Genomic DNA, 12,870 nt, shown 5'->3' with positions numbered 1-12,870 from the left:
CGCACAGCGGCGATAGGGGCCGCAACCCCTATCGCCGCATGAAGGCTCAGTTCGCAAACGTCAGCCGTACTCAGTCGGCAATCTTTAGTCGACTTCCATCTCGATCGTCATCCTGAAGCGATCGGAGGCGTGCTCGTAGCCGGTCTTCTCGGCAACGTGGCGCATCGTCGCATTGCGCGTTTCCACATAGATTGCATCGACCCCCGCGCGCATCGCAACAAGCGGCCACGCGCTCAACATGGCAGCCATATGCCCGTGACCGCGGAACTCGGGGCGCGTGTAGCAGGCAACCACCGTCGCCGTGCGCTGCACGCCGGACACGCCGCCAAAGGTCGGCAGGCGATCGAACACCTCGACGCCGGACATGGACGCAATCTCGCCGTCCTCCTCGACGAACAAGAACATCACGCGTTCGCCGAGCGTGCGTCTGAGATGAGCCTCGGTCTCGCTTCGGAAATGGGCAAGCTCCGACTGGCCGGGGTTCACCCCCCAGTACTCGAGCGATTGGGCGACACGCAGGTCGCAAATGGCGGGAATGTCCTCTTTGGTGGCGAGGCGAATCGTTGCTCCCTCACCCGCAAGAGTCGAGAAATCAAGTGCAGTCATGAAAGTTAGAATCCTATTTACCTATTTTACCGTCAGAACGGGAACTTCCGTCGAGCGTAGAAGCCCGAAACTCACGCTTCCGAGCATGCCGCGAATGGCGCCCAGGCCGCGTCGGCCCATGACGATCAAGTCGCAGCCGTTCTTGTCAGCGTAGCGCGCAAGCGCCTCGGCGGGGGCAGTTCCTGCAACAACATCGATGGTCGCGATGTCGGCGATGTCCTCGACAAGGCCCACCAGGTTCTCCGTGACCTTCTCTTTCGCCTGGTCAAGCGCTGCCCGAACCACGCCCTCGTACTGCTCGTAGTTCAGCATGCCGAACGGGACGCCGTCAAGGGACCCCTCCGTGCCGATCTGGTCGACGCCCATGACGCCCGAAGGCACCACATGCACGATCGCGATCTTCGCATCGGAGATCGCCGCGAGGTCCTTCGCATATTCGAGGGCATGTTTCGCGTGCTCGGAACCATCGTAGGGAACCATAATCTTGCTGTACAGCATGAGGTGCTCCTTTCAAACGACCGTTCGCGCAATGCTCGCACGCGAACCCTGCAGCACCATTATACGCCGAACCGCTTGCGCGAAGAGGCTAGTTCACCTCAGCGATCACTTCGACTTCCACAAGCGCGCCCTTGGGGAGCTTCTCGACCGCCACGGCCGAGCGCGCGGGGCGCACCTCGCCGAAGGACTTCGCGTACTCGGCGTTGAAGGCAGCGAAGTCGTTCATGTCGTTTAAGAAGCACGTCGTCTTCACCACGTGGTCGAAGTCGGTGCCGGCCGCCTCGAGGATCGCGGCCACGTTCTTCATGACCTGCGCAGTCTGCTCCTCGATGGTCGAGCCCACAATCTCGCCCGTCTCGGGGTCGAGCGGAATCTGACCGCTCGCGAACAGAAGACCGCCCGCAATGTTGCCCTGGGCATAAGGACCGATCGCCGCCGGCGCGTTTGTGGTGGAGATGGTTTTCATATTGTGCCTTCTTTCTTGAAGTTCGCCATATTCGGAAAATGTTGCGCGGTTTTCTCGCATGTGACGATTATAGTGATGGACGCTTATGAACCATTGAGAAATGCAAGGAAAAACGATGTCGGACGAAGCTCAGGAAATGCTCACCCTGCCCGCCTTCGAGCAGGCGGCCCACAAAGTTCGCGAGGTCACCCAGGAGACCAAGCTCATCGAGAGCCCGCACTTCAGCGAGATCGCGGGCAATCGCGTCTTCTTCAAGCCGGAGAACATGCAGCGCACCGGCGCCTACAAGGTGCGTGGCGCATACTACAAGATCAGCACGCTCTCAGACGACGAGCGCAAGCGCGGCCTCATCACCGCGTCGGCCGGCAACCACGCGCAGGGCGTGGCCTACGCGGCGCAGCGCTACGGCGTGCCTGCCACCATCGTCATGCCCGCAACGACCCCCTATATCAAGGTGGAGCGCACCAAAGCGCTCGGAGCTGAGGTCGTGCTCGCAGGCGACGTGTACGACGATGCCTACGCCCGCGCGCTCGAGCTGGCCGAGGAGCGCGAGCTCACCTTCGTGCACCCCTTCAACGACCTGGGCGTCGCCACCGGCCAAGGCACCATCGCGATGGAAATCGTGCAGGAGCTGCCGCTTGTCGACTACATCTTGGTGCCCATCGGCGGCGGCGGGCTTGCAACGGGCGTGTCGACCCTGGCCAAGCTCTTAAACCCGCACATCAAGGTGATCGGCGTGGAACCTGCGGGGGCCGCATGCATGAAGGCCTCGCTCGAGGCGGGGCATGTCGTGAAACTGCCGCATGTGAGCACCATCGCCGATGGCACCGCCGTGCAGGAGCCGGGCGACAAGATCTTCCCCTATCTCCAGCGAAACCTCGACGGGATCATCACGGTCGAAGACGAGGAGCTCATCGTGGCGTTCCTCGACATGGTGGAGAACCACAAGATGATCGTGGAGAACTCGGGGCTTCTCACCGTCGCCGCGCTGCGCCATCTCGACTGCACGGGGAAGAAGGTCGTGTCGATCCTCTCGGGCGGCAACATGGACGTCATCACGATGTCGTCGGTCGTGCAGCACGGACTGATCCAGCGCGACCGCATCTTCACGGTCAGCGTGCTCCTGCCCGACCGCCCTGGCGAGCTCGTCAATGTCGCCCAGGTCATCGCCGAGAGCAAGGGCAACGTCGTTCGACTCGATCACAACCAGTTCGTCACGACCAACCGCAACGCCGCCGTGGAGCTGCGCGTGACCATCGAGGCGTTCGGCACCGCGCACAAGCAGCAGATCGTCGAGGCGCTCGAAGCGAAGGGCTTCCGCCCACGCGTCATCCAGGCGCATCTGTAAGCGCAGGTCGGGCGAGTGTTGTGTCCCGCCCGCAAAGCATAAGGCACCACCCCACGACAGGGGCGAACCTCTCGCTGGTTCGCCCCTGTCTGCTTTTGGAAGGACAGTGATTCGAAGGCATGGAAGAAGTCATGTTGAAAGTGGCGGCATTTGTCGCCATCATTGTCGCAGGTCATCTGGCGGGACGATCGCGAGCGCTTGGACCGCGCCCCGAGCAGTGCGTGAGCAAGATCGTGTTCACCTTCACCCTGCCTTGCGCGATCGTCCACGCGTTCGGCGCGGCGGAGTTCACTCATGACCTGCTCATCCTCGTTCCGCTCGGACTTGCCTGCGCTCTTATCCCCTTCCTTGCCGTGCTCGGGCTCACCCGCCGCTCCGAGCGTCGCGACCGCGTGTTCTACCTGCTCAACTGCTGCGGCTTCAACATCGGGTGCTTCTGCTTGCCCTTCGTGCAGACGCTCTTCCCCGCACAGCTCGCGGTGACCACCTGCCTGTTCGATGCGGGCAACGCCATCATGATGACTGGCGGCTCCTACGCGCTCACCGGCCTCGTCGAGGGCAAGGGACCCGTCGAGCATCCAGTGAGGTTCGTCACGAAACGACTCGCGAAGTCAATTGCGTTCGATGCTTACATCATCCTCATCGTGCTCGCGGTGGCGGGAATCCACATCCCCGACGCGGTCGTGCAGTTCACCGCGCCCATCGCGAACGCGAACTCGTTCCTAGCGATGTTCATGCTGGGTCTCATGATCCGTTTCGAGGTCAGCCGCGAGAAACTCGCGAAGGTGGCGCGCCTTATCGGGCTTCGCGTCGTCGTGTCCATCGTGGCAAGCGCCCTCGTCTTCGCGTTTCTACCCTTCGACGCAACCACGCGCATCGTCATCGTGATGCTTCTTTGGGCGCCGGCGAGCGCTATGGGTCCGACGTTCACGCTCTGGTCGGATGGCGATTTCGGCTTGGCGGGGCTCGCGAACGCAATCACCATCATCCTCGGCATCGTCGCGACGACGGCCATCGTCCTTGCAAGCGGCGTTGCGGCATAAAGAAGCGCCCTGCCGACGATAAGGTTGGCAGGGCGCAAGAAAACGCAATGCGCGGGCGACGCTCAAGCGGCGTGCGCAGAGCGAAGCGCGTTAGAACTTCATGATACCGAGCGACTGGGCGAGCGCAGTCACGAGGATAACCACCACGAGTACAGGCGCTATGTACTTCACCATAACCGACCAGGCTTTGGCGGCCTTGAAGGGCGCAGAGATGCGCACCTCGTCGATAATCGTCTTCGGCTTGATAATCCACCCGACGAACACGCAGGTCAGAAGTGCCACGATCGGCATGATGACCGAGTTGGAGATGAAGTCGGCGAAGTCGAGCAGCGAGGAGCCTTCGCCTAGGGGCTGGATGAACGAAAGCACGTTGTAGCCCGAGTTGATGAAAAGCCCGGCCACCACGATGAACACGATGGTAATCACCAGAGACTTGCGACGCGAGAATCCCGCGCCATCCTGGATGATGGAGACGCAGGTCTCGGTGAGCGAGATCGCGCTGGTGAGCGCCGCGAAGAACACCAAGAGGAAGAAGACGAAGCCCACGATGGTCGCCACTTGCCCCATGTCCGCGAACACCTCGGGCAAGATGATGAACATGAGCGAGGGACCGGAGTTCTGAGCAACAGCGTCGCCCGAGCCCATCGCGACAAACGCGGCAGGCACAATCATGAGACCGGCGAGGAACGACACGCCCAGGTCGAAGAAGCCGATACGCGTGACGGACTGCGTCAGGGACGCCTTCTTCTCGAGGTAGCTGCCGTAGGTGATCATGATTCCCATGGCGAGCGACAGGCTGTAGAACATCTGCCCGAGCGCGCCGATGACCAACTCCGGAGAGAACTTCGAGACGTCGGGCATCAGATAGTACGCCGCGCCGTCGAGCGCTCCGGGGAGCGTCAGCGTGAAGATGGCGATCGCGATGGCCATCACGATAAGCGCGGGCATCAAAATGAGGTTCGCCTTCTCGATGCCGCCCTTCACGCCACGCGCCACGATGACGAAGGCAGCAGCCATGAAGATCAGCATGAAGATCGAGCTGTCGACGCCGTTGGTGATGAAGTTCGAGAAGAACGTGCCGCCATCCGCCATAGCCGCAGGTCCAGCTGCAATATAGGCGAAGGCATACTTCGTCACCCAACCGCCGATGATGCAGTAATACGGCACGATGATGAAGGGCACGACCGACGCCAGCACGCCGATGAACATGAATTTCTTCCCAAAGTGGCGGAACGCGCCGATGGCCGAGAGGCCCGTCTTGCGGCCGATCGCCGTCTCAAGCAGCAAGAGCGACACGCCGAACGTGAACACCAGCACCAGGTAGGTGATGAGGAACGTGCCACCGCCGTACTTTGCCGCCAGATACGGGAAACGCCACATATTTCCCAAGCCGACCGCCGAGGCGGCAGCGGCCAAGATAAACGCCCATTTGCCTGACCACGACGAGCGCGATCCGGTTTTCATTGATGCCATACTGTTCCCTTTTCCAATCAAGAGCGCAAGCAAAAGCGTTGCGCAGGCTGAAGCCCTCCAATTCGCGTTATTTTACCTGAATGAAACGAATTCACGCACGAGAGAAGGGTATTCGGCACTCCCCTTCGCCCAGCTGCGGTATAGCAAATGCAAAAGAAGAGCCCGATAGGTCCCTCGAAAAATGACGGGAACCTGGCAAAGCGCGTTGCATATGGCTAACTTTTACGCTATAAGTTAGCTGAATACAACCTTAAGGGGCCACGTGGGCCCTTTTTCGAGAAAGAAAGACCATGGCCAAATCAAGTACCCCCTACCTCGTCGTCGAGGGTCTTGCCAAGCACTACGGCGACGGGGAAGCCCGCGTGCAAGTGCTCGACGGCATAACCACCACCGTGAACCGCGGCGAGATCTGCGTCATGCTCGGCCCCTCGGGCTCGGGCAAGTCCACCTTCCTGAATCTCATCGGCGGCCTCGAGGGCGCCGACGGCGGCACGATCTCAGTCGGCGGCTGCAAGCTCACCGCCCTCTCAAGCAAGGACCTCGGCGAGTACCGCCGGCGCGAGCTTGGCTTCGTCTTCCAGTTCTACAACCTTGTGCCCGATCTCACCATCAAGGAGAACATCGAGGTCACGGCACACCTCTCGAGCAATCCCCTTCCCATGGAGGAACTCCTGCGCTCGCTTGGCCTCTGGGAGCACCGCAACAAGTTCCCGCGCCAGGTGTCCGGCGGTCAACAGCAGCGCTGCGCCATCGGCCGCGCGCTCGTTAAGAACCCCGGCCTCATCTTGTGCGACGAGCCCACGGGCGCCCTCGACTACAAGACCTCCAAAGAAGTGCTCGAGCTCATGGAGCATGTAAACCAGCGGTACGGCTGCACTCTCGTAATCGTAACGCACAACGCTGCCATCGCCCGCATGGCCGACCGCGTGCTGCGCCTGCGCGACGGACGCTTGGCCGAAAACGAGGTCAACAGCTCGCCCGTGCCCGCCTCCGAGCTCGATTGGTAGGCACGCGATGACCCCCTTGGCCAGACGGCTCCCTCGCGAGCTCAAGAACAACATCGGCAAATACTTGGGAATCTTCCTGCTCATGTGCGGCGCAATTGCCCTCACGTCGGGCTTCTTGCTTGCCGCCCACTCCATCGGCAGCATCATCGACGAAATGCGTGACGAGTACACCATTGAAGACGGCCGCATAGTGACGGCGTTCGAGGCGACCGACGCCCAGATCGACGCAGCCGAAGGCGCCACGGAAGACGTCGGCGGCGCCACCTTCTACAGGAATTTCTCCATAGACGCCACCATAAAGCAGCCCGTCGGCGACGACGGCACCAAGCGCACGCTACGCACTTACGTGCACCGCACCGAAGTCGATATCGCGTCCTACTGCGAAGGTACCGAGCCCCAAGAAGACGACGAAGTCGCCATAGACCGCGTTTTCGCCAAGAACAACGAGCTCGCTGTCGGAGATACCGTCGAGCTCAGCGGCCGTGCCTACACCATCTGCGGCATCATGACGCAGCCTGACAGCCAAGCCCTCTTTCCCAACAACTCCGATTTCACGGTAAATACCATCACTTATGGCGTGGCCGAGGTCACCGACGCCGGCTTTACCGCCCTCGAGGACGCCGGCGGCGCGCCCACCTACACCTACTCGTTCGTCTTCAACAACCGAAACCTCTCCGTCGCCGACCGCACCGATGCCGAGGAGGACATAGTCAAGGCCTTAACGGACGCCGACGCGCGCGTGGATGATCTTATCGATGCCGACTCCAACCAGGGCATCGGCTATGCCCGAAACGACGTGGACGGCGACTCCGCCATGTGGACGACGCTGCTCGACATCATCATCGTGATCATGGCCTTCGTCTTCGTCGTGCTCACCAACGCCACCATCGAGGAGGAAAGCGCCATCATCGGCACGCTTCTCGCCAGCGGCTACCGCAAGCGCGAGATAGTCCTTCACTACCTTGCACTACCCGCTATCGTGGGAATTCTCGCAGCGGGCCTGGGATGCGCGCTCGGCGTGGCGTTCTTCACCGAGCCCATGCGCAGCCTCTACTACGGCTCCTACAGCCTGCCGCCCTTCCACGTGTACTGGAGCTGGGAAATCTTCTTCAAATGCGCCGTGGTGCCCGCAGCTGCGCTCATCCTCATCACGCTCGTGGGGCTTCTCCGCAAGATGGGCAAGACGCCCCTGCAGTTTTTGCGCCACGAGGCCAGCGGCAAGTCCGGGACCAAGCGCGGGTTGCGATTGCCTGAGCGCATGGGCTTCGTTGTGCGCTTCCGCCTGCGTATCTTCCTTCGCAACCTCGGAAACTTCGCCACACTTTTCGTAGGCGTCGCCTTCGCCTCGCTGCTTTTGCTCTTCGGCCTCGCGATTCTCCCCACGATGACGCACTATGCCGACAACCTCGAGACGAGCCTCGTAGCCGAGCACCAGTACACGCTCAAAGCCCCGCTCGAGCTCGAGGGCAGTGCCGAGGAGCGCGAACAATGGGCCGCTCTCGACCGCCTGCAGTCCGTCGACGGCGCGCTTCTTTCCGCCGCCGAGGACGCGGAAGACGAGCTCGGGGACGCGGTAGACGCAGCGCAGACGGCTGCCGACATACTCGCCGCCTCGCCCTCAGCAGGCAACATGCAAGCGGCAGCCAATGCGCTCGAAGAGGTGCAGGACAAGAAGGATGCCCTCTACACGTGCCTTGACGAGCTCGCAAACGCTCTCGGCTGCGATCGCGACGAGACCATCGACCTTATCGACGCCGCTTCCAACATCGACGCCAGCGAAGACGACATCCACCCCGTGAACACGGTCGACAACGGCGCAGATAAGGTTGCCCAGACTGAAAAATACGCCATTTACCAGCTACAATACGACCGTGGCGAGGGAAACGGCACCGAGACGGTGTCCATCTACGGTATCTCGCCCGACTCGCGCTACTGGAAAGACCTCGACGTCGGCGGCAACCGCGTCATCTTCGGCCGCGGGCTTCTCGATAAGTTCGGCTGGAAAGAAGGGCAAAAGGTCGAGCTCGATGATAAGTACGAGGAGAAGGACTACTTCCTCGAGTACGCAGGCGACGACTTCGCGTGGGGCACGAAGTCGGACATGAACGTCTACATGAGCATTGATGACTTCAACGAGCTCTTCGGCAACGACGCCTCCTACTTCAATGGCTACGTGAGCGACGAGGAGCTCGACCTCGACTCGCGCTACTTCTCCGGCGATACCACGCCCGACGACATGCGCGCCGTCGGCGACCAGTTCATCGACATGATGAGCAGCCTAATCGGCCTGATGGTCGGGCTCGCCGTATTCATCTTCCTGCTGTTCATGTACCTGCTGACCAAGGCCGTGATCGACCGCAGCGCCCGCTCGATCAGCTACATGAAGGTCTTCGGCTACCGCGACGGCGAAATCTCGCATCTCTACATCCGATCGATCACGCTGTGCGTCGTCGCCTCGCTCGTGCTGTGCGAGCCGCTGATCATCGAATCGCTCGCCGCGATCTTCCGCACGATGCTGCTCACCTACAACGGCAACATCGAGATTTACGTGCCGTGGTCAGCTATGGCCGCGTGTGCAGGCATCGGGTTTGCGACCTACCTCGTCGTGGCGTTTTTGCACACGCGCTCCATCAAACGCGTCAGCCTCGCCGAGGCCTTAAAGGTGCAGGAATAGAAGACCGCGTGCGGGGGGCGTCTTCCTCAAAGGGAAGGCGCCCCTCACGCATAGGCCGTTTTCAAAGGGGGACGACCCTACAGCCGCCAGGCAGCCGTCTCCTTCTGGAGCTCGACCATGTGCGCGAACTCGCCGCCCGCAGCCTTGAGCTCGGCAGGCGCACCCTGCTCGGCGACCACGCCTTCCTTCAGGACCACGATCTTGTCGGCGTTCTCTACCGTGCGCATGCGGTGCGCGATCACGATGACGGTCTTGCCCGCGAGCAGGCGGGAAAGAGCCTCCTGCACCACGGTCTCGTTCTCGACGTCCAGGCTCGCCGTGGCCTCGTCCAAAAGGACGATAGGCGCATCCTTGAGCAGAGCGCGGGCTATGGAGATGCGCTGGCGCTCGCCGCCGGAGAGCTTGGATCCGTTCTCGCCGATCAGGGTGTCGTAGCCCTGCGGCATGCGATTCACGAACTCGTCGCAGTTCGCGGCGTGCGCGGCAGCCAGGACCTCCTCGTCGGTGGCGTCGCGACGGCCGAGCCGGATGTTGCCCATCACCGTGTCGTCGAAGAGCAGCACGTCTTGGAAGACGATCGCGTAATCGCGCAGCAGCGCCTCGGGGTCCACGCTCGCGACGTCAACACCGCCCACGGTGACCTTGCCGGAGGTGGCGTCCCAAAAGCGGGCTGCCAGACGAGTCACGGTGGACTTGCCCGAGCCGGACGGACCGACGAGCGCCGTGACCTCGCCTTCCTTTGCGGTGAAGCTCACGTCAGCCAGGACCTTCTCGCCGGCGCGCCCGTCTTCGCCCGCGCCGTATCCGAACGCCACGTGGTCGAACACCACGTCATGGCCCGAAGGCTCGAACTTCTCGCTGCCCTGCGCCACGGGCTCCTCCATGATGGAGCGCATGCGCTTGGCCGACGACTCGGCGGCAAACAACTCGGAGACGAGCATAAGGGCCTGGTCGAACGGAGCGTAGATTCGGCTCACCATAAGCAGGAACGCGAACATCACCATGAAGTCGACCTGGCCGGAGACGACCATCGCGGCGCCCGTGACGAGCGTAGTGGCGATTCCCAGACGCAGGATGGCGAATGCCGAGTTGACCAGGAGCCCGTTGGCGAGCTCGCCCCTGGTCGTCTCGCGCTCCTCGCGCTCGATCACGGCGTTCAAGCCTGCCAGATAGTGCGCTTCCTGGTTGGTGGCGCGGATCTCGCGGACACAGTCGAGAGTTTCCTGGACGGCCTCGGTGACCTTGACCTTCTCGGCGCGGACTCGGTCGAACACCGGGGTCATGGGGCCGCGCGTCAGGCACAGGACGGCAAACGCCACGGGCACGCTCCAAAACGCCGCGATGGCAAGCTGCCAGCAGAAGAACAGCGACCCCGCGAACACGATGGCGCTCGCGATGACGGCGCCCCACAGCTCGCCCAAAACATGGCTGTAGGCGTGCTCCATGGCCTGGGCGTCGCCCATGATGGTCTCGGTAAGGTCGGCGAGGTCGCGGCGGCCGAAGAACGAAAGGGGCAGCTTTCGCAGACGCTCGGCGATCTCGACGCGCTGGTTGCCGCACTCCTCGTAGAAGATGCAATAAGTGTAGTAGTACTGCTGCCAGTTCGAAGCGAAGAGCAGAGCAAGGAAGACCACAAGGCCGGCCACGATGGGCAGGGCGGCGGGCAGGTCCGCGCCCGTCGTCAAATGGTCGACGAACCCTGCCATAACCAGGAACAGAAAGCCCATGCCAGCCATGGTGACCAGGTTGGTAATCGTGGTCCAGAAAATCCCGCGCTTCACCCCCGCGATGCCTTTATCGGACAGAAAGTACTTCTTTTTGAATGAGGCGAACATCTAGGCCTCGCCCCCTTTCGCGGCGACGGCGTCTGCGGCGGCATCGGCAACCGCGGCGGAAATCTTCCAGCTGGCCGCCTGCTCGTAGTCGGCCCACATCTTTGCATAGAGACCGCCCTTGCCAAGAAGCGCCTCGTGCGAGCCGATCTCGGCAACGCGCCCCTGGTCGAGGACCACGATCTGGTCCGCGCCCACGACGGTCGAGAGCCTGTGGGCGATCATGATGACCGTGCGCCCCTCAGCCAGCCGCGTGAAGGCGCGCTGGATAAGGGCCTCGTTCTCTGGGTCGGCAAATGCCGTCGCCTCGTCGAGCACGACGATGGGCGCGTCCTTGAGGATCGCGCGGGCAAGCGCCACGCGCTGGACCTCCCCGCCGGAAAGATACGCGCCGCCGGGCCCGAGCATAGTGTCGATGCCCCGCGGCAGCTTCGCCACGATGTCGTCGCACTGGGCGGCGGCGAGGGCCTCGCGCACTTCTTCATCCGTGGCGTTAGGCCGCGCGGCGCGCACGTTGTCGGCGAGCGTCTGTCGGAAGAGCTTGTTCGTCTGGAACACGAAGGCCACGTGGTCCATAAGCTCGTGCGGGTCGATGTCGCGCACGTCGACGCCGCCCACGAGCACGCTGCCCGAAGTCGCATCCCAGAAGCGCGGGATGAGCGAGGCGCACGTGGACTTGCCGCCGCCCGAGGGGCCGACGAGCGCGAGCGTGCTGCCAGCGGGGACGTCGAAGCTCACATGGTCGACGGCGGGACCTTCAGCCCCCTCATACGTGAAGCTCACATCGTCGAAGCGCACGCTGTTTCCCGTCGGGCGCTTGGGCGCAGGCGAGACAGCGAGGGGTTCGGCCTCCATAATGCCTCTGATGCGGGCCAACGAGTCGGCGCTCATCTGCGATGCCTCGCCCACGAACATGAGCTTGGTCATCGCGGTGGGCACCACAGCCGAGAAGATCGAGTAGAACGCGAAGTTGGCAACGAACCGGGCAAAATCCGCCTCCCCGGGGGCAAGCAGCAGCGCCACGGGCAAGAAGAACGCCACGAGACCGTTCAGAGCCGTGAGGTTTGCGACCTGAGGCGCGCGGCAGAACGTGCCGGCGTAGTCCTGCGCCATGCGCGCATAGTCGGCGATGGCGTCGTGGAAGGCCTTGAACGAATGGACCGTCTGCTGGAACACCTTGACCACGGGGATGCCGCGCACGTACTCGGTGCCGCTCTTGTTCATGCGCACGAGCGCGCCCATATAGGCCTTCATGAACTCGCCGCCCTTGCCGCTCATCATGGTCGCCATCGCCACAAACGAAATAACGACCGAGATGAGGCAGGCCGCGCCCAGGCGCAAATCGAAGGCAAAGAGCAGCACGAGCAGGCCCGCGACCATGGCCACGGCACCCGAAATGTCGGGCAGCATGTGCGCGAGCAGCGTCTCGGTCGAGGCAGCGCATCCGTCAACGATGCGGCGCAGCTCACCGGTGGCGTGCGCGTCGAAGTAGCCGAGCGGCAGCTTGAGCAGGTGCTCGCTTGTGGTCTTGCGGATGTTGGACGCGCAGCGGAACGCCGCCAGGTGCGTGCACATAAGGCCCGCGAAGTAGACCACGATGCTCGCCAGGGCAAAGCCCACGGCCCACCAGCCGTACGCCGCGATGTTTGCAGCCGCGCTCCAGTTGGGGGCCACAGCAATGAGGTCGCGCGCCACGAACCAGATGCACACGTAGGGGCCGAAGCTCAAGAGCTGCGACACCGCCGACAACCCCATCCCCAGGTACGTGAGGAGCTTGCGATCGCCAGCGTACGCAAGCAGCTCGCCGATGCCCCCACCTTCCTTTTTCTTCTCCTTTGCCATGAGATTCCTCGTATATTCTTTCTGCCACTGTTTTTGGGTGTGGCACCCACCGCTTCCAACGCAGCGGCAGCGTTTCTTTAC

Annotated in this window: 10 protein-coding genes; 4 read left to right on the top strand and 6 right to left on the bottom strand. The window is 62.4% G+C overall.

Going from position 1 to position 12,870, the window contains the following annotated elements; translation table 11 throughout:
• Positions 1–84 precede the first annotated feature (84 nt).
• The 3 genes from Q0I65_RS06090 to Q0I65_RS06080 all read right to left on the bottom strand — a co-directional run bounded on the left by Q0I65_RS06090 (position 85) and on the right by Q0I65_RS06080 (position 1,570).
• A complete protein-coding gene (locus tag Q0I65_RS06090; protein ID WP_296061191.1) occupies positions 85–606 on the bottom strand; it encodes a GNAT family N-acetyltransferase in 522 nt (173 codons plus the stop codon).
• A gap of 21 nt (positions 607–627) precedes the next feature.
• Entirely contained in the window at positions 628–1,104 is a 477-nt protein-coding gene (locus tag Q0I65_RS06085) for a universal stress protein (protein ID WP_296061189.1), read from the bottom strand.
• Between the two features lie 88 nt (positions 1,105–1,192).
• Positions 1,193–1,570 (bottom strand): RidA family protein, encoded by a 378-nt coding sequence (locus Q0I65_RS06080; RefSeq protein ID WP_296061187.1) that lies wholly within the window; start codon positions 1,568–1,570, stop codon positions 1,193–1,195.
• Between the two features lie 115 nt (positions 1,571–1,685).
• On the opposite strand from Q0I65_RS06080, the gene ilvA reads away from it, so the two are divergent.
• Both ilvA and Q0I65_RS06070 read left to right on the top strand, forming a co-directional pair.
• Complete coding sequence (ilvA, locus tag Q0I65_RS06075) at positions 1,686–2,918, top strand: threonine ammonia-lyase (RefSeq protein ID WP_296061183.1); 1,233 nt, start codon at positions 1,686–1,688, stop codon at positions 2,916–2,918.
• 119 nt (positions 2,919–3,037) lie between these two features.
• Positions 3,038–3,961 carry an AEC family transporter gene (locus tag Q0I65_RS06070; RefSeq protein WP_296061180.1) on the top strand — a complete coding sequence of 308 codons (924 nt, stop codon included), beginning with the start codon at positions 3,038–3,040 and terminating at the stop codon, positions 3,959–3,961.
• 90 nt (positions 3,962–4,051) lie between these two features.
• On the opposite strand, the gene Q0I65_RS06065 is transcribed toward Q0I65_RS06070, so the two are convergent.
• Positions 4,052–5,434 (bottom strand): sodium-dependent transporter, encoded by a 1,383-nt coding sequence (locus Q0I65_RS06065; RefSeq protein WP_296061177.1) that lies wholly within the window; start codon positions 5,432–5,434, stop codon positions 4,052–4,054.
• Positions 5,435–5,724: 290 nt separating this feature from the next.
• Between Q0I65_RS06065 and Q0I65_RS06060 the strand changes: the two genes are divergently transcribed.
• Positions 5,725–6,441, top strand: coding sequence for an ABC transporter ATP-binding protein (locus Q0I65_RS06060; RefSeq protein WP_296061173.1), 717 nt, complete (start codon positions 5,725–5,727; stop codon positions 6,439–6,441).
• A gap of 7 nt (positions 6,442–6,448) precedes the next feature.
• Positions 6,449–9,115 carry an ABC transporter permease gene (locus Q0I65_RS06055; RefSeq protein WP_296061172.1) on the top strand — a complete coding sequence of 889 codons (2,667 nt, stop codon included), beginning with the start codon at positions 6,449–6,451 and terminating at the stop codon, positions 9,113–9,115.
• A gap of 77 nt (positions 9,116–9,192) precedes the next feature.
• On the opposite strand, the gene Q0I65_RS06050 is transcribed toward Q0I65_RS06055, so the two are convergent.
• Positions 9,193–10,950: an ABC transporter ATP-binding protein gene (locus Q0I65_RS06050; RefSeq protein ID WP_296061168.1), complete on the bottom strand. Its 1,758-nt coding sequence runs from the start codon at positions 10,948–10,950 to the stop codon at positions 9,193–9,195.
• Entirely contained in the window at positions 10,951–12,789 is a 1,839-nt protein-coding gene (locus tag Q0I65_RS06045; RefSeq protein ID WP_296061166.1) for an ABC transporter ATP-binding protein, read from the bottom strand.
• Positions 12,790–12,870: the final 81 nt, after the last annotated feature.

This window comes from uncultured Ellagibacter sp., from assembly GCF_934643285.1.
Lineage (GTDB): Bacteria > Actinomycetota > Coriobacteriia > Coriobacteriales > Eggerthellaceae > Ellagibacter.
The sequence above is the reverse complement of the archived record's forward strand: the minus strand, read 5'-3'. Positions and strand labels throughout refer to the sequence as shown.